Origin of the sequence: Streptomyces sp. NBRC 110028 (assembly GCF_001417735.1) — a bacterium.
Classification (GTDB): domain Bacteria; phylum Actinomycetota; class Actinomycetes; order Streptomycetales; family Streptomycetaceae; genus Streptomyces.
The window spans coordinates 71,659-89,372 of the sequence record NZ_BBUZ01000040.1 but is presented as its reverse complement, the minus strand read 5'-3'; the positions used below and the strand labels follow the sequence as shown (position 1 = coordinate 89,372).

General features: G+C 69.1%; 15 protein-coding genes. 3 read left to right on the top strand and 12 right to left on the bottom strand.

Annotated features, from left to right (window positions below; all coding sequences use genetic code 11):
• Positions 1 to 180: 180 nt before the first annotated feature.
• Complete coding sequence (gene eccD / locus ASC60_RS31300; RefSeq protein ID WP_055556872.1) at positions 181 to 1,662, bottom strand: type VII secretion integral membrane protein EccD; 1,482 nt, start codon at positions 1,660 to 1,662, stop codon at positions 181 to 183.
• A 421-nt stretch (positions 1,663 to 2,083) separates the two neighbouring features.
• Here eccD and eccCa point away from each other — a divergent pair, with 421 nt between their 5' ends.
• Positions 2,084 to 6,046 carry a type VII secretion protein EccCa gene (gene eccCa, locus ASC60_RS31295; protein WP_055556870.1) on the top strand — a complete coding sequence of 1,321 codons (3,963 nt, stop codon included), beginning with the start codon at positions 2,084 to 2,086 and terminating at the stop codon, positions 6,044 to 6,046.
• 80 nt (positions 6,047 to 6,126) lie between these two features.
• On the opposite strand, the gene ASC60_RS41840 is transcribed toward eccCa, so the two are convergent.
• From ASC60_RS41840 to eccB, 11 genes are all read right to left on the bottom strand, one after another.
• Positions 6,127 to 6,294 (bottom strand): hypothetical protein, encoded by a 168-nt coding sequence (locus tag ASC60_RS41840; RefSeq protein WP_159043344.1) that lies wholly within the window; start codon positions 6,292 to 6,294, stop codon positions 6,127 to 6,129.
• Between the two features lie 49 nt (positions 6,295 to 6,343).
• Entirely contained in the window at positions 6,344 to 7,081 is a 738-nt protein-coding gene (locus ASC60_RS31290) for a hypothetical protein (protein WP_063787240.1), read from the bottom strand.
• Between the two features lie 32 nt (positions 7,082 to 7,113).
• On the bottom strand, positions 7,114 to 7,419 hold the full coding sequence (locus ASC60_RS31285) for a hypothetical protein (RefSeq protein ID WP_055556866.1): 306 nt from the start codon (positions 7,417 to 7,419) through the stop codon (positions 7,114 to 7,116).
• 34 nt (positions 7,420 to 7,453) lie between these two features.
• The gene (locus ASC60_RS31280) at positions 7,454 to 8,209 is read right to left on the bottom strand and encodes a hypothetical protein (protein ID WP_159043343.1); all 756 of its coding nucleotides are present in this window, start codon (positions 8,207 to 8,209) and stop codon (positions 7,454 to 7,456) included.
• 135 nt (positions 8,210 to 8,344) lie between these two features.
• Positions 8,345 to 9,586: a S8 family serine peptidase gene (locus ASC60_RS31275; RefSeq protein ID WP_055556863.1), complete on the bottom strand. Its 1,242-nt coding sequence runs from the start codon at positions 9,584 to 9,586 to the stop codon at positions 8,345 to 8,347.
• A 49-nt stretch (positions 9,587 to 9,635) separates the two neighbouring features.
• Positions 9,636 to 10,991, bottom strand: a complete 1,356-nt coding sequence (locus ASC60_RS31270; RefSeq protein ID WP_159043342.1) for a WXG100 family type VII secretion target — start codon at positions 10,989 to 10,991, stop codon at positions 9,636 to 9,638.
• Positions 10,992 to 11,072: 81 nt separating this feature from the next.
• Complete coding sequence (locus tag ASC60_RS31265; protein WP_063787238.1) at positions 11,073 to 11,555, bottom strand: hypothetical protein; 483 nt, start codon at positions 11,553 to 11,555, stop codon at positions 11,073 to 11,075.
• A gap of 110 nt (positions 11,556 to 11,665) precedes the next feature.
• Complete coding sequence (locus ASC60_RS31260) at positions 11,666 to 11,950, bottom strand: WXG100 family type VII secretion target (protein ID WP_055556860.1); 285 nt, start codon at positions 11,948 to 11,950, stop codon at positions 11,666 to 11,668.
• Between the two features lie 43 nt (positions 11,951 to 11,993).
• Positions 11,994 to 12,344, bottom strand: a complete 351-nt coding sequence (locus ASC60_RS31255) for a WXG100 family type VII secretion target (RefSeq protein ID WP_055556859.1) — start codon at positions 12,342 to 12,344, stop codon at positions 11,994 to 11,996.
• A gap of 167 nt (positions 12,345 to 12,511) precedes the next feature.
• The gene (gene mycP, locus ASC60_RS31250; RefSeq protein WP_055556857.1) at positions 12,512 to 13,774 is read right to left on the bottom strand and encodes a type VII secretion-associated serine protease mycosin; all 1,263 of its coding nucleotides are present in this window, start codon (positions 13,772 to 13,774) and stop codon (positions 12,512 to 12,514) included.
• Between the two features lie 2 nt (positions 13,775 to 13,776).
• Positions 13,777 to 15,342, bottom strand: coding sequence for a type VII secretion protein EccB (gene eccB / locus ASC60_RS31245; RefSeq protein WP_055556856.1), 1,566 nt, complete (start codon positions 15,340 to 15,342; stop codon positions 13,777 to 13,779).
• A 177-nt stretch (positions 15,343 to 15,519) separates the two neighbouring features.
• Here eccB and eccE point away from each other — a divergent pair, with 177 nt between their 5' ends.
• Both eccE and ASC60_RS31235 read left to right on the top strand, forming a co-directional pair.
• Positions 15,520 to 16,767 (top strand): type VII secretion protein EccE, encoded by a 1,248-nt coding sequence (gene eccE, locus ASC60_RS31240; protein ID WP_079038740.1) that lies wholly within the window; start codon positions 15,520 to 15,522, stop codon positions 16,765 to 16,767.
• On the top strand, positions 16,767 to 17,537 hold the full coding sequence (locus ASC60_RS31235; RefSeq protein WP_055556854.1) for a hypothetical protein: 771 nt from the start codon (positions 16,767 to 16,769) through the stop codon (positions 17,535 to 17,537). The genes eccE and ASC60_RS31235 overlap by 1 nt, the downstream gene beginning before the upstream one ends.
• The last annotated feature ends 177 nt before the right edge of the window (positions 17,538 to 17,714 follow it).

Below are 17,714 nucleotides of genomic sequence, written 5' to 3'. Positions count from 1 at the left end.
CTGCCGCGGGCCCGCCATGTGGTCCGGCTCGCCGGGCAGGGGGACGCGTTCGGGGTGGGCCAGGGGCCGGACGGGCCGGGGGCTGTCGTCGGGGCGGCTGGGGATGCGCGGGACGACGCTGCCGTCCCGCGACCGCTCCCCATGCCCGGCGAGGCGAGCCGGGGCGTGCTCCCGGGGGCGTTACTTGCTGACCAGGCCCCGCGCCGTGGCGTAGACGTCCAGAACGGCCAGGGCGAGCGGCGTGATCGCCAGCAGCATGGCGCCCTCGACCAGGTCGCCGAAGCGTCCCCAGAAAGGCGTCACGCTCTTCTTCGGCACGATCAGCGCGATGGCGATGAGCAGCAGGGAGCCGAAGGCGACGGAGGCGGTCAGCCAGACGGTGCGGATGTCGAGCGGGCCGCTGTCGCCGCTGAGCAGGTCGATCACCGCGCTCGCGGGCGGGTTGAGGGCGAGGCCGAGGACGAGCAGGGCGAGCGACACGATGCCGGACACCAGGACGCAGGCGACCTGCCAGGTGTAGCGGAAGAGGCGGGCGCGCAGCAGCATGGCGACGCCGGCGGCGAGGGCGAGGACCTGGGCCCAGGCGTTGTCGGAGAAGCCGAGCACCGCGGCGGAGCCGACGACGACCGCCGCGCAGCCGCCGACGAGGCCGAGCAGCAGTTCGTGGCCCCGCCGCACCTGGGTCGCGATGCGCTCGCTGTCGATCGGGGCGGGGGCGGCCGTGGCGCTGTCCGCGTCGTTGGCGCCGCCGCCGAAGTCGTTGCGCGAGGAGTCGCGGGGGGCGACGTAGCCGATGGGCAGCCGGGCGGCGCGTGCGGACAGGCCGGGCAGGAAGGCGATGGTGGCGATGGCGAGGGCCGCGCAGACGGCCGCGGTGCCCGAGGCGTCGATGTCGGCGAGGATCTGGCAGAAGGTGGCCACCGTGCCGAAGGCCGAGAGGACGACGGCGGCGACGAAGGGTGCGTCACCGGACGGCATGGCGGCGACCAGGGCGACCGATACGACGAGTACGGCGACGCAGCCGAGCAGGAATTGCAGCCGCCCGATGCCCTCGCCGCGGTCGAGGGCGAGCACCCCGGATCCGCCGATCATGACGTGGGGAAGGGCGGCGAGGCCGAGGGCGATGGCGGAGCCCCGGTCGTCGTACACCCGGGCCCGTACGCCCGCGAAGACGGCGAGCAGCAGGCCGACGGCGCCGGCGATGATGCCGGGCAGGCTGTGCATGTCGTGCCGCACCGGGTCGGCGAACCAGAGCACGAAGCCCATGAAGATCAGCAGCAGCGCCCCGCCGAAGAGGCCGCTGATGCGCAGGTAGTCGGCGTTCCACAGGGTGCGGTCGCCGGAGATCGCCGAGGCGATGGCGTCGGAGACGTCGTCGCGTACGACGGGCGGGAGGGACTGGGCGAAGGGGCGCATGGACAGCACGTCGCCGTCGAGTACGCGCTGGGCGGCGAGGGAGCGGGCGCCGTCCAGGACGGTGCCGTCGCGGCGGACGAAGTGATAGCCGACCGGTGCGCCGGCGGGCTGCGTCTGGCCGGTCAGTCGGAGTATTTCCGGATACAGGTCGGCAAGGGCAATGTCGTCAGGCAGAGCGACATCTATGCGGCTGTCGGGTGCGACGACCGTCACTCGGCAGAAACCGGTCGCTGTGGTCGAACTCACCTGCGGAACCCTCTCATTCCCCGTGTCTCCGCTTCTTTCGCGGACGCGTTCGGACGCGATTCGGACGCGATTGCGACTGCGCGTGCGGAACGTCACCCTACCCGGCGCCGTTTGCCGTCCCTACACGTAGGATCAGCACATTGCCGGGCAGGCGCCGCCATGACGCGCCCCAGGGGGTGTCTTGTCGAACAGGCCGGATCAGCGAGCGGCATCTGGTGCGGTGCATCGCAACTCGCGTGAGGAGTGCGCAGCGGCGCTGCGCGCGACGAGCGCGGGGCCGCGAGGTGCCGCCCGCCGCGGCAGCGGCTGATGTCACAGCGGCGTCGGGAGCCCAGCATGATCGGCGAGACACTCCCCAGCGTGGGTGCCGGCCTCGACCGGTCGTCAATCGTTCAGCCCGCACCGGGGGATAGATAGGCCGATGAGCCACATCATCGTGAAACGCCCGCCTCGGGTGACTCCGCCCGAGATGTCCGCGGATGAGCTCCGGCTCGAATCCCCTCCTGAATTGCCTCGCGGCGAACAGGAGGGCATGGCGATGCAATTGCTGCCGATGCTGGGCATGGGCTCGTCGGTGGTCTTCTTCTTCATGCCGAATTCGGCACCGTTCATGAAGATCATGGGCGTGATGATGCTGCTGTCGACGGTCGCGATGGCGATCGCACAGCTGATCCGGTACCGCAAGGGGGCGCAGGGCGAGGCCGTGGAGGGCCGCCGCGACTACCTCAAGTACCTCTCCAAGACGCGACGCCAGGTGCAGCGCACCGCGCGCAAGCAGCGGGACGCGCAGTTCTATCTGCATCCCTCCCCCGAGCAGTTGTGGTCGCTGGTGGCCGAGGGCAGCCGGCTGTGGGAGCGGCGCATCACCGACGACGACTTCGTCCAGGTGCGGATCGGGCTCGGCCCGCAGGAGCTGTGGACGCCGCTGGTGGCGCCGGAAACGGCTCCGGTGGAGGAGCTGGAACCGCTGTCGGCGGGTGCCATGCAGCAGTTCCTGGCGTCCCACGGGACGCTGGAGGGCATGCCGATGGCGGTCAGCCTGCGCGCCTTCTACCACATGACGGTCTCCGGGGAGCCCGAGACGACGCTGGGCACCGCCCGGGCGCTGGTGGCGAGCCTGGTGGCGCTGCACTCGCCGGAGGAGCTGGTGATCGCGGTGGTGGCCGCGCCGGGCACCACCGACGAGTGGGACTGGGTCAAGTGGCTGCCGCACACCCAGGTGCCGGGGACGGTGGACGGAGCCGGCACCAAGCGGCTGTTCGGCGACAACCTGGCCGAGGTCGAGGAGCTGCTGAAGGGCCACCTGCAGGGCCGCTCGCGGTTCAACCGGGACGGGCAGCCGCTGCTGGACCAGCCGCATGTGGTGGTCATCCTGGACGGCGGCTTCGTGCCGCCCGACTCGATGCTCGCCGCTCAGGAGGGCCTGCAGGGCGTGACGGTGCTGGAGGTCATCCGGGGCGAGCTGGACGAGCTGCGCGGCGGCCTGTCGCTGATCGTACGGCCGGGGCTGCTGCAGGTGGAATCGGCGTCGGCGGTGTACGAGGGCGTGCCGGACGCGCTGCCGCTGCCCGCGGCCGAGGCGCTGAGCCGCCAGCTGTCCCCACTCAGGATGTCCAGCGGCGGTGGGGACGACGAACCGCTGCTGACCAATCTGGAGTTCACCGATCTGCTCGGTCTCGGGGACGCGGCGTCCGTGGACCCCGCGAACACGTGGCGGCCCCGTTCGACGGCGGAGCGGCTGCGGGTGCCGATCGGGGTCGGCGAGAGCGGCGCTCCGGTGATGCTCGACCTCAAGGAGGCGGCGCAGGAGGGCATGGGCCCGCACGGGCTGTGCGTGGGCGCCACCGGTTCCGGCAAGTCGGAGCTGCTGCGGACCCTGGTGCTGGGCCTGGCGGTCACGCATTCGTCCGAGACGCTGAACTTCGTGCTCGCCGACTTCAAGGGCGGCGCGACCTTCTCCGGTATGGCGGAACTGCCGCATGTCGCGGCGGTCATCACCAACCTCGCGGACGATCTGACCCTGGTCGACCGCATGCGCGACTCGATCAGCGGTGAGCTGCAGCGCCGCCAGGAGCTGCTGCGCTCGGCGGGCAACTACGCCAACATGCACGACTACGAGAAGGCGCGCGCCGCGGGCAGTCCGCTGGAGCCGCTGGCCTCCCTCGTGCTGGTCATCGACGAGTTCAGCGAACTGCTGACGGCCAAGCCCGACTTCATCGACATGTTCATCCAGATCGGCCGCATCGGCCGCTCGCTCGGTGTGCACCTGCTGCTGGCCTCGCAGCGCCTGGAGGAGGGGCGGCTGCGCGGTCTGGACACGTATCTGTCGTACCGCGTCGGTCTGCGGACGTTCTCCGCGGCGGAGTCCCGTACGGCCCTGGGCGTGCCGGACGCGTACCACCTGCCGTCCGTGCCCGGCTCCGGCTACCTCAAGTTCGGCACCGACGAGATGGTCCGCTTCAAGGCGGCGTACGTGTCCGGGGCCTACCGGTCCACGACGACGACCATCGCGGGCAGCGGGCCGCTGCCGACCGACCGCCGGCCGGTACTGTTCACGGCCTCCCCGGTGCCGGTCCGGTTCGCCGAGCCGGACCCGGACTACTCGTACACCCCGGAGAGCAACCGCACCGACGACGCCCTCGCGGACACGGTGCTGGATGTCATCGTGCGCGGGCTCGAGGGACGCGGTCCGGCGGCGCACCAGGTGTGGCTGCCGCCGCTGACCGAGGCGTCGCCGCTGGACCAGCTGATGCCGCAGCTGGCGGTCTCCACCGAGCGCGGGCTGCACGCGAGCGGCTACGCCCGCAGCGGCGGCCTGTGCGTGCCGCTCGGCATGGTCGACAAGCCGATCGAGCAGCGCCGGGAGATCCTTTACCACGACTTCTCGGGCGCGCAGGGCCACATGCTGATCGTCGGCGGTCCGCGCTCCGGCAAGTCGACGCTGGTGCGCACCCTGATGGGCGCCTTCGCGCTCACCCACACCCCGTACGAGGTGCAGCTCTACGGTCTGGACTTCGGCGGCGGCGGCATGGTCGCGGTGCAGGGGCTGCCGCACGTCGGCGGGGTCGCGTCCCGGCTGGACCCGGAGAAGATCCGCCGCACGATCGCCGAGGTGACCGGTGTGCTGAACCGGCGTGAGGAGTTCTTCCGGGACAACAGCATCGACTCGATCGGCACCTACCGGCAGATGCGCGCGGCCGGACAGCTGCCGGGCGAGGCCTGGGGTGACGTCTTCCTGGTCATCGACGGCTGGCAGTCCTTCAAGACGGACTACGAGATGCTCGAGCCGGTCGTCGCCGACATCGCCACCCGTGGCCTCGGGCTCGGGGTGCACCTGGTCGTCACCGTCACCCGCTACATGGAGATGCGAGCGGCGCTCAAGGACCAGTTGCTCGCCCGGCTGGAGCTGCGGCTCGGTGACCCGATGGACTCCGAGCTGAACCGTAAGATCGCCGCGAACGTGCCGGTGGGCAACCCCGGGCGCGGTCTCACCCCAGACAAGCTGCACTTCCTCAGCAGCCTGCCGCGCATCGACGGCGTCACCGGCAACGCCGACGATCTGGCCGACGCGACCTCGGAGTTCGTCAAGGCGTCGGTCGACAACTGGCCGGGCCCGCACGCCCCGCAGGTGCGCATGCTGCCGCGTCAGCTGTCGGTACGGGAGATCCCGGGCGGCCACGAACAGCCGCGGCGGGGCGTCGCGATCGGCATCGACGAGATGAACCTCGAACCGGTCTTCGTCGACTTCGACAGCGACCCCTTCTTCGCCATCTACGGCGAGACGGAGTCCGGGAAGACGGCGCTGCTGCGCCTGCTCATCAAGCAGATCACCGAGCGCTACACCCCGGAAGAGGGGCTCATCGTCGTCGGCGACTACCGGCGCAGCCTGCTGGAGGTCGCGCCGCAGTCCCATCTGGTCGGCTACGGCACGACGCAGGACGCGTTCGAGAAGTACATCGCCGACATGAACACCCTCATCAGCCAGCGCATCCCGGGGACGGACGTCACCCCGCAGCAGCTGCGCAACCGCAGCTGGTGGTCGGGGCCGCGGGCGTTCATCGTGGTGGACGACTACGACCTGGTCGCCACGTCGTCCGGGAACCCGATGTCGGAGCTGGTGGACAACCTTCCGTACGCGCGGGACGCGGGTGTCAACATCATCGTCGCGCGGACGACGGCCGGTGCCGGGCGCTCCTCGTACGAGCCGTTCATGCAGCGGTTCAAGGAGCTGGGCGCGCAGGGCGTCGTGCTGTCGGGCTCGCCCGGTGAGGGCGAACTGCTCGGTCAGGTCAAGGCGCGTCCGCTGCCGCCGGGGCGGGGTGTGTTCGTCTCGCGGCGCGGTGGGGCGTCGCTGATCCAGACGGCGTGGCTGCCGGAGGAGTGAGGCGGCGGTAACCAGCGTCAGCGCACAGCGGTAGGGGCTCGTCGAATCATCGACGAGCCCCTACCGCTGTCCGGTCGTGGTCAGCGGCGGTTGCGCTGCTGCCGCCGTCTCGTGAACACCTCACCGATCGCCGGACACGCCACGATCAGCACGCAGAGCACCACGCCCACCGGCTTGGACGGTGCGACCGCCCAGTCGGTGAGGACGGGCATCATCAGCCACAGCAACGCCAGGACTGCGATGCTCACTCCGGCGATACGAGGTCCGTACACAGGTTCACCCCAAAAGTGGTACTGGTCAGGCGGTGCCGATCGGCCAGTGGCCGTTCGGGAACGCGCTGTTGTCGCCGGCCTGACCCTTCATCTCGGCGAGGGTCTTCGCCTGGTCGCCGAGCACGGTCACCAGAGCGAGCGAAGCGGTGGTGACAAGCACCCACCCGGCGGTGCCTTCCCCGATGGCGGCGATCGCGGCGGGGATCAGACCGACGCCTGTCGCTCCGGCGGCCGAGCAGGCCACCATGGCAGGGACGAACTGCACCAGGAAGGCGGCGATGGCCCCGTAGAAGACGAGTCCCGCTCCGGCGGCGACGAGGAGACTGGTGGCGACCGAGTCGGCGGCGCTGCTGACCTGGCCGGCGGCGGAGGACTGGGTCCAGATCGCACCCGTATAGGCGTCGGCTCCTTCGCCCTTCCATTCCTTCGGGGCCTGGAGGTTTCCCTTCGCCGTGGTGGAGGACGCGGTGCTCGCCTTGCCGCGGATCTTCTTGTCCTGCCAGTCGAGGGAGTCCAGGAACAGCATCACCGGGGCGATGACGCCCTTGAGGAATTCGCCGATCTTCTCGAGGATCCAGTTGACGAATTCGACGAGCTTGTTCACCGCGGCGATGACCGGCTTCGCCACAGCAGCAGGTATGTACCATTTATCCGCGAAGCCGTTGGCATCGTTGACGATATCGTTAATCAGCTCCCCGGCCTTCTTCAACTTCTCATTGATCTTTTCGATGAGATCATCGAATGCCGATTGACTGAATGCCATTGCTCTCCCCGTTCCCCGAGCGCCGTTCAGGACTAGTAGGCGTCTTCCACAGACTTCTTGGTGTCGGCTTCGTGGTTGTCGTACGCCTTCGCGTTCTTGACCAGGGCGTCGGCGATGTCCGTCATCCGCTTCTCCCCCTCGGCACAACGAGCCGAAAAGTGATCGATGACGTCCTGATAGGCGCCGACGAAGATCTGGTACATGCCGTACTCAAGCCGAGTGGGCCGCATGCCCTTGATCGTGGTGCCGACTTCGCCGATGGCCTTGGCCTGCTTGTCCCACATGCCGGCCTCGGAGCGAATGGCGTCCGTGACGACCTTGAGATGGTCCTTCCCCATGGGGCCTCAGTTCCTTTCCGCGCCGGTTCGCGCGTCAGCGCAGCTGCTGCGGGTCGTTGAGCATGGCCAGGAACTCGTTCATGAGGCCCTGTGGGTTCAGATGCTCGATCCGGGCCGCGCCGGGGCTCTGGACGTCCGCCAGCTTGGCGCGGGCATGGCTCAACGCCTCGTTGAGCGCCTGGCTCAACCGGATGGACGACTGCTGGGCGGCCCACTGCGGATCCACGTCGCAGGAGACCAAGGCGTGGGAACTGAGGCCGATGGTGACCCGGCGCGCGGCGGACTCTCCCGTGGCCTCCGGGGCCCGGAAGGAGTCCACGTCCAGCCCGTCGAGGGCATCGAGCGCGGCGAGGGTGTCCTCGACCACGTCCTCCATGGGTCGCGGGCGGACATGGCGCAGATCCTGCCGGGAAGGCTCCGCGGGCGGCGTGACGGGCCCGGTCCCCGAGCCGGGGACTTCGAGCATGCCGTCGAGTTCCGTGGCCCGCTCCTCCCAGCCCGTCTGCTCGAGACTGCGCGACCAGCCCTCCATCTGCTCGCTCATGGCGGAGCCGTAGGCGTCGACGACGGCCGGGCCGAGGTTCTCGGGGGGCTGCCGACGCTGCCAGTCGGACGCGACCTTGATCGACTCGGGCAGCCGGTCCGGGCCCAGAGTGACACTGACAGCGCCTTGGGCATCCTCGCCCGTGGCGTGCCGCGGAACCTGATCCTGCATATCCGTCATGAGCTGCTGGAGTTTTTCCGCATATTGCTGGAACTCCCGCATTCCTCGAAAGATCTCGTCAGTCACGCTTCCCCCTATCTGACCGTTTACGAGGCGTTTGCAGAGCACGTGGCTCAAACGTGTCGTGCACGCTAGCACGCCAAGAGTTCGGGGCAAACCGCGAAGAATTCAGTACATCACGGCGAACTTTTTGAGGGACAGTCAGAATCGCTGGGCGTTACGGCGGCGGAGGAAGACGAAGGCCCCACCGCCGACCACGACCACGGCACCCGCCGCGCCCAGGATCCAGGGCATCGCACTGCCACCGCCGCCTTCGGTTCCCTCGGCGGCGTTATCGGCCTCGGCGCCGCCCTTGGGGGAGATGGACGGGGTGCCCTTGTCCTCGCCCTTGGAGGGGGAATCGGGCTTTTTGGCGGCCACGAGGGGATTGACGTCGGCCGGGCCCGGGTCGCCCTTGTTCTCCAGGACGTTGTAGCGGGGGCGGATCGTGCCGTAGCCGAGGTAGCGGCTGGGGATCTTGCCGTCGGCGGGCTTGCCCGCGGTCTCGATCATGACCCGGAGCACCTGGTTCGCGGTCCACTTGGGGTGCTTGGCCCAGATCAGGGCGGCAGCGCCGGAGGTGATGGCGGTGGCCTGGCTGGTCCCCCCGCTACGGCAATAGCCGGGCTTGCCCTTCGCGCAGGGGATCGGGATTTCCTCCCCCGGGGCGGCCAGGGCCACATGGGACCCATAACTTGAGTACTTCACATGGGCCAGGCCCTGGTCGACAGCGCCCACAGCAGCCACCCCCTCGGTGGCCGCGGGGTAGGAGACGTAATTTCCCGAATCCCCGTCATTTCCGGTGGCGGCAAACAGAAGCTTGCCGCGCTTCAGCGCGTAATCCACCGCCTGCTGGATCTGCTCACGCTGGCCGTCTCCGAGATTGGCTTCGATGAAACCCAGTGACATGCTGATGATCTGCGCGTCGCTGTCAGCCGCGTACCGGATCCCCTTGATAAGAGCCGGGGCACTGTTGGTCCCGGCCTTCTGGCTGTCACCGAAGACGGTCAGCGGAAGAATGCGCGCGTCCGGTGCAAGACCTTTGATGCCCTGATCATTGGCACCGTTGCCGGCGATGAGCGTGGCCATCGCCGTTCCGTGACCGTCCTGATCTGTATGGGCATCCTGCTTGGGGTTCAGGAAGTTCTTGCCTTTGAGGACCTTTCCTGTCAGCTCCGGCTCCGAGGCATCCACACCGCTGTCGAGAACGGCGACGGTCATGCCTTTGCCGGAGTCGACCTTCCACATGCTGTCTGCCTGCATGGCGTCCAGGTACCACTGGCGTTCCCGCATGTTCTCCGCCAGCGCGGAGGGCGCGACGAGCCCCATGATGACGAGCAAGGACGCCAGCAGCGCGAGTACTGCCGATGCCCGGCTCCGGACCAGAGTGAGCGTTTCTTTCATGGTGCCTATTCGTCCTGTGCTCGTCATCTGAGACTTGTACGGGCGGGTCTTACTCGATCACGGGAGGCGCGTTCCGACGCTCTCCCCCGGTCCAGGTCTCCTCGTCCTCGGTCAGGTAGTCGGGAGTCTCCCCACCGTCACGCTTCTTCGACCGACGCGGGTCCTTCCTCGACGGCACACCGGACACTCCGGCGGAGCCCCGGACGAGACCGCTTCCTCCCTGCGTGAACTCCCCGTTGATCCTGAGTTCGCTCGCGGAACGCGCCACCCTGCCCCGGCGGGCCGAGGACGCCGACGCGCGAGACGGGGCGCCCGCGACGGGCCGTCCGCCCACGACACCCTGGCCGGTGGTCGTCGGGACTCCGGTGCGGCCGACGGTACGGCCCTGTTCGCCACCGATGACCGGGCCGCGGGCCGCCCGGGCGTCGCCGCTCGTCGGCGTCTGACGGGGAGGCATACCACCGACGACGTCCCTGTTCGCACGCACGGGATCGGTGGTGGAGCGGGCGTTGACGGACTCGAGCCCCTTGCCGCCTCCCAGCCTGGGGCCGCCCGACCGCCCGACGGGTTTCACGGTAGGACCGGACCTACCCGACCCCGGGGAAGGGGATACGGGTGGAGTGACCGGCATGCCCGTGATGTCACGACCGGGCCCCTGCTGCCCGGTGGGTGAAGGCGCGGTGGGGGTCGGTGACGGATCCGTACGCGGCAGTTCCTTCACACCGTCGATGTTGGTGTGGGTCGCGTCCGGAACAGTGACATGGCCACCAGCACTCGGAGCGGACGGGTTGGTGGCATGCCCGGCGGAGAATGTCGAGTCCTGGGCGGCGTGCTGGACTCTGGGCACCCCACTCGCCGCCGAGGCGGCGGTCCCCTCGGAACCGCCGGAGGAACCGTACGACTCCTGCCAGGTCTCGTACCCCGACGATGAAGGAAGAGCCGCAGCCGGCAGCGGCTTGAAGACCGGCGCGTCCTTCCCGGAGAGTTCGATGGCCCCCGCCTGCGTCCCGTAGCTGCCCGCAAGCCTCAGCAGCTGGTCGCGGGTTTCGGGCTCCAGCTCCTTCAGAGTCTTGAGGCGTTCCTTCTCCTTGTCCGCGTCCGCGTAGCACACGCCCGTGCCATCCGGGCGCTTCGGCATCGCCTTCTTGACCTCGCTCAGCGCGTTGCCCGCCTCGTACATGGCGTTGCCGACGTCACCGATGTATTGCGCCAGCTTCAGCGTCTGCTTGGCGAAGTCGTCGCCCCACTCACGGAAGGCGTCACCGCCCTCGCCGTCCCAGGTAACCCGGCCCACACGCCTCTTGAGCTCATCGCCGATCTTGTCGAGCTCGCCCTTCGCGCTCTTCAGCGCTTCGCCCTTACGGATGACCTCTTTTTCATCCGTACCGGCGACCAAGAGGAGCATCTGATCGTAGGACATTCCATCGAAAGCCGTGCTGCGATAGCACATATTCGGCTCACTCATGCCCTGATCCCCCGTTCTCGATCATATGCCGCCGCGTTCTGCCTTCTTACCGTCGCCGGTCTCGGCACCGTCGTCGGGCTTCTTGCCGCCCTTGTGGCCGTGCTCTTCTTGGTACTTCTCGTAGTACTTGTGGGTGCGCGCCTGGATCGCCTTCAGACGGCGCGCGTGCTCCTGGTCCATCTCCTGGTAGTCGCCATCGGCGGCGCCTACCGTGATCCCCATCGCCTCCAGTTGCTCGCCCAGGGTGCGGGAGAGCAGTTGCAGGTGGCTGTGCGCCTTGTCGTACGCCTTGGCCAGCGCCTTCGCCTCCTCGATCGAGCCGTAGGCAGTGGGGGCGACCTTTTGTTCGCTCAGCGTCCCGTGTGCGGCGGTTGACTTGTCCAGTTCTGTCAGAAGTCTGTCGACGCGCTTCTTGAACTCCTGCAGGGACTCGCTGGGCGCGTCGAGTTTCGGCGACGAAGGAGACTTAGCAGAGCTCCCCCCGTCTGGTGCCGACTCAGCCATGAAACACCTCCTCCGGGTACCGACATGCGGCAGTCGTGGGTGCGGGACACGCGGCCGCGGCCGTCATGTCCCGCACCCACGACACGACCGCGGGTTGTGCGCTGCGTCTCTTATCCCTGCGCGAAGCGCTGGCCCTGACGGTGGTCATTGGCCTTGTAGCCCTCCGTCGCCTCCAGCAGCTTCTTCGAGATGGTGAGAAGCGTCGTGTGCAGGTGGTTGACGCGCGTGTTCCACTCGTGCTGGCGCTCGTTGAACGCCCGCTGCGCCTCACCGGTCCACGACTCGGAGACGGTCTTGCACTGCCTCATGATGGTGTCGAGGTCGGTCTTGAGCTTGTCGGCCTCGCTCTTGACCGTGGTCGAGGCTTCAACGACAACTTCGTACGTGATTTCCATCGAGCTCTAACTCCCTGGTGCGAAGCGGACGGGTCAAGAAGGATCAAGAAGCGTGGAAGGAGCCCAGGATGCCGCTCTGGCCACCGGCACCGCCGCCACCAACGCTGTTGATGTTCTTGAGCTGATCCATTTCTTCCTGGTCGAAGCCGTCCCGGCTCGCCTTCACCAGCTCGCGGGTGAAGCTCAGCAACTGGTTGACCCGGCGGACGTCGTTGTTGACCTCCGTCTGGAGGTTGTTGTACGCGCCGGCCGCGATGCCCTTCCAGTGCCCTTCGATGTGGTCGATCACACCGTTGAGCTTGCCGATCCGCTCGGTCAGCTGACCCTCCATCCAGTCGATGGCGCTTTCCAGGGTCTTGAAATCATGGCCTTCTACGCGGAGCTTTTCCGCCATGGCACACCTTCCCCCATGAATCGGATGCCGCGGGGCGCCCTCTCGACGACCACCCCGAACATCGGACCGAAGTTGTCAAGACACCACTCTAGTCATCGCCCCCGTGTCCATGACCAGCAGCCTCCGGGTTGTTACACGGATGGGACGAGTGAGACGGAACGCGAAACTCACGCACCCCGTCGGCGGCGCCAGTCGCGGAGGACGATCGCGCCGCCCGCCGTGATGGCCACCACAACCGCGCCCGCGCCCAGGGCGTAGGTGGCCAGGCGCACGCTGCGCTCGTGGGGGGTCTCGCCCAGGACGAGCTTGCCCGGCTCGGGTTTCGGGACGTTCTCGGCCGAGCCGTTGTCGACGGTGGGCCGTTCGATCTTCTGCTCGTCGTCGGTGAGGGCCTTGACCGGGTCGATGACGCCCCAGCCGATGTAGCGGTCCCGGCCGTTGACCCCGCGCTCGGCCGTCTGCTCGATCTGGGCGACGACCTCCTGCCGCGTCCAGTCCGGGTGCTTGGCGCGGATGAGGGCCGCGACACCGGCCACGTACGGGGCGGCGAAGCTGGTGCCGTTGTCGACGCACTGGCCGCCCTTGGGCACGGTGGAGACCATTTCCACGCCCGGCGCCGCGACCCCGACGAAGTCGCCGCTCTGCGAGAAGTACGCGCGTTCGTTGTTGCGGTCGGACGCGGCGACGGCGAGGACCCCCCGGTAGGAGGCCGGGTAGGTGCGCTTCGACTTGCCGTCCGCGCCGTCGTTCCCGGCGGAGGCGACCACGACCACGTCCCTCCTGACCGCCTCGGCGATCGCCAGTTCCAGGTCGCTCTGCGAGCGGGCGCCCTTGGTGTCCTGGGAGATGTTGATGACGCGCGCACCCTCGTCCACCGCCTTCCGGATGGCTCGCGCCATCATCTGCGGGGTGCCCTTGCCCTCGGCGTTGTTCTGCTTGAGGGGGATGATCTTCGCGTCCGGGGCCAGGCCGACGAAACCGGTGCCCGCGCGGGGCCGGGCCGCGATGATGCCCGCGACCTTGGTGCCGTGCCCGACCTCGTCGTACGTGGGACTCTGCGCCCGCTTGCGGTCGGCGCCGGTGACGTCCTTCGGCACGGGCAGGTAGTTCGCGCCGCTCGACGCGTCGACCGCGGTCTTCAGCTGGACGTTGGTGTTGTCCACGCCGGTGTCGATGACGGCGACCTTGACCGGTGTGCCGTCCTTCTCCTTGCCCTTGGTCTCCTCCCACATGCGGTCCAGCACCAGCCGCTGCAGCGACCAGGGCGTTCCCTTGATCTGCTCCTTCATCGGAAACGTGCACTGGCCGTTGCCGTCGAGGGCGGTGGCCGCGGCGGCGACGGGCTCCGTCACGCCCGTCGCGCCGGTGAGGCACGCCAGTACGGTCGCGGCCGAGAGCGCGGCCACCCGCCTCAGGTGTCGGTTTCCCATCGTCACGAACCCTGCGGCTGTCGGGCGCTGTTGAGGTCGAGCCGTGGCCCGATCGGAAGGAACTGCGACCAGTTCTGCGGCACCGGCACCGGCTTCACATCGCCGTAGCCCAGCCGGGTCTGCGCCTCGTTGGCCGACGCCTGTCCGTCGGTCGCGGCCTTCTGCTGGTCGGCGGAGCCGCCGATCTTGGACTTGCCCGCGCTGCTGTCGCTGTTGGACTGCACCTGGTAGCGCAGACCGGTGTCGGTGACGAGGAAGGTCTGGCCGGTGTTCGTGGCCCGCCCCTGGTACTGCCGGTAGAACAGGCCGGTGCCGGGGGTGACGTACGCGCTGGTGCCGCCGTCGACGACGGGCGCGGGATAGTCCGTGCCCGCCCAGGTCTCCAGGGTGGGCGTGCCGTTGCCGCCGACCTTGGTGAGGACGTTGCAGACGGTGTCCCTGGCCGCGGTGCCGGACGTGCCCGCCACGGAGTTGACCTGGCGCGGGGCCTCGGCGGGCCAGGCGGTGCTGCCCTCGAAGGTCTCGGAGTCGGAGACGAAGTCCTGCGCGTTGACCTTCATCGGCTTGCCGAGCTGGTTGAGGCCGGACAGCTGCTCGCTGCTGAGCAGCAGCTTGGCGACGAAGCCGGAGACCGGCTGCACCTTGCCCCGCAGCACGACGTAGTGCTGGGTACCGCCGCCCGTCGGGGCCTGCAGCACCATGCCCACGCGGTCGGCCTCGTCGGGCAGGGAGTCGACCCCGGCCGACGCGCCCGGCTGTCCCGGCACGGTGGGGAACTCCACCGGCGCGCCGTCCTTCAGCGTGTCCAGCCAGTCGTCCGTCACCTTCTGCGGTTCGGCGGACTGCTCGAAGAGGGTCCGCAGCAGCAGGTCGTACTGGCGCGCGGACATGCTCTTCTCGCCCTGGGGGCCGCCCAGGAGGTACTTCGTGCCGGACGGGTCCACCAGGTAACGGCCCTTGCTGCCCTCGACGTACATCACCTGGCTGCCGCGCAGCCGCTGCGCGCCCTGGACCTTCGACGCCTCCCGGTCGGCGAAGACGAAGACGGCCTTCTGTGTGGCCTTGTCCTTCCCGCCGCCGGGCTGCTCGCAGACCACCCAGCGCTTCTGCTTGACGGCCTCATCGGACGCCGGCATGCGGTCCGGTGCGTACGGAATTCCGATGGTCGGGCCGCGCGGTATGTCGCCGTTGTCGAGCTGCGAGTCCTTCACCCGAACGATGCCGGACTTGCCGGATTCGAGGACGAGTTTCGCGGAGGCCAGGTTGAGGACGGGGTGCAGCTGCTTCTTTCCGCCCGTCGACAGAATGACGTAACGCGACGTGGATTCGTTGCCGACGATGATGTGGGCCGCGGTGTCGTCCCAGCCCTTCGGGGCCGTCGGCTTGATCATCCCCCAGGCCCCGAATCCCGCCAGTATCAGCGCCCCCACGATGACGCCGGGAAGAATGGCGCGCAGCGGGCGCGGGGCGCCGTCGTCCATGACGGTGGGCGATGGCTGCACAAACGAGGCAACCATTCGTTTCTTCGCAAAGGTGTAGGCGCTGAGCTCATCCCGCCGCGATGCCATGTCTTAGCCCGCTTCTCCCCGTGTTGTTCTTGCGCACGTGCCGGCGCTTGGTCGCCACAGGGGAGATTACTCACCCACTCGGCCCAGCTGATACCCGCGCCACCCTCACGCGGCCTTTCCGATACCGTAATCACACAATCGACCAGGACGAGACCAGGACAAGGGGCGGCCTCCCTGATGAGCTCTGCCACCCACGCGCGCACCGCCGCACCGCGCCAGCCCTCACGCACTGGGAGCTTCGGCCCCGTACGGCTGCACCAACTCGTGCTGGTGGAGGTCGCCGCCGCGATCCTCGTCGTCGCCTGGACCGTCGATTCGCTGCTGCTCGTGCCCGCCGGGGTGGTCGCTCTGGTGCTCGTGCTGCTCGCGGTGTTGCGCCGCCGGCAGCAGCCGTTCACCGACTGGCTCGTCTCCATCAGCGCGCTGCGGGCCCGCCAGCGGCTCGCCAAGGAGCCCGTGCCGGCCGGCATCGACCCCTCGCTCGCCCCCGCCATCGAATGCGATCCCGCGCTGCGGACGTACGCCTACCTCTCCCGGGACCGGCGCGAGATCGGCATGGTCGGCGACGGCACGTTCCTCACGGCGGTCCTCCAGGTCCAGTCGCACGACGCCCCGTTGCGGCCGATGCGGGACAAGCGGCCGCTTCCGCTCGCGCTGTTGCACGACGCGCTGGAGGTGGACGGCATCCGGCTGGAGTCCGTCCAGGTCGTCCAGCACGCGCAGCCCGCGCCCGCGCCGCATCTGCCCGAGCAGGCGGCAGCGGCGCGCAGTTACGCCCCGCTCCAGGAGCACGCCGGGGCGCCCGCCGTCCGGCTGACCTGGGTGGCGCTCAAGCTCCATCCCGAGCTGTGCCCGGAGGCCATACGGGCCCGTGGCGGCGGCCTGGAGGGGGCTCAGCGCTGTCTGCTGCGCTCGGTCGACCAGCTCGCCAGCCGGCTCACCGGGGCGGGTTTCACGGCCAGGCCGCTGGCCGAGGGCGAACTGGCCACGGCCATCGCCACCTCGGCGTGCGTCAACCCGAACGCGGCGACCCAGGCGGGGCGCACGAGCACTCCGGCGCGCCGGACCGCGGAGACCTCGCGCGCCTGGCGCTGCGACGACCGCTGGCACACCACCTACTGGGTGGGCCGGTGGCCGCAGGTGGGCACGGGAGCCACGCCGCTGCCCCAGCTGGTGGCGCTGCTGACCTCCATGCCCGCCCTGGCGAGCACCTTCAGCCTGACGCTCACCCAGGGCGAGGGCGGCCGGAACACCTCCACGATCAACGGACACATCCGCGTCACCGGCCGCAATGACACCGATCTGGTCACCGCGCGCAAGGCGCTGGAGCGCGCCGCGCGCGGCGTGCGGGTCGGACTCGTACGTCTCGATCGCGAGCAGTTGCCCGGCGTGCTCGCCACGCTTCCGCTGGGAGGTACTCGCTGATGGCCATGGCCACTTCCACTCCGTCCGCCCCGAGCCCCGACGCCCCCGCCGCGCCGGGCGCACCGCGCAGGACGCGCCCCGGCTTCGGGCTCATCGGGCCCCGTCGCGGACGCCAGTCGCTCACCGCGGACCAGCTCGACGCGCTCGCCCTGCCGGTCGGCGACGACGGCGTCATCATCGGCGTGGACGGCCACAACCAGCCCGCCGTGCTCGGCTTCAACCGGCCCGAGCCGTTCGACGTGGTGCTCGTCGGCGGGCTGTGGACCGCTCAGGTGCTGGCCTTCCGGGCGGCGGCCACCGGCGCCCGGGTCGCCATCGAGACCGGACGGCCGCATCTGTGGGCCAATCTGGTGCAGGTCGCGGGCGGCGGACAGCAGTGCATGACCATTTTCGACGTGGGTCGGGTCCCGCCCCAGGGTCCCTCGGTGGGCAGCCCGGTGCTGGTCATTCGGGACTGTGGCATGCGCCCGCCGCGCGGCCGGGTCTCCGCCCTGCCGTGGCAGTCGGTGCTGACCCTGCTGCCGTATCTGAGCCCGGTCGCGCCCCGGCTCCTGGAGCACGCGGGGCTGGTCGGGATCCAGCGCGTCTCGCCCGACGAGGCGGAGGAGATCGGCAGGATCATGGCCCTCCCCCGCCCCGATGTCGCGGCGCTGTCAACCCTTCAGGATTGGGTCACCCTGTGGTGTACCCGTGAGGCGCGGCAGGCCGTGACGCTGCAGGCGACCGACGCCGAGACGGGGTTGCTGGGATCGCCGCGCCGAGTGGACTAGTCCCTCCTTGGGATGATTCGAGTGGATTCCGTACTGATCATCTTCCGGTACGGCGAAGAGACGTGACCTATCGGACGCTTGCCGGCGCCGGGACGGGCCTGCCGCCCACAGGGTTCTCGTGATTAGGCTTGGTGTGCGCACGGTGATGAACCTGATCAGGTGTCCCCGGCGCCACAA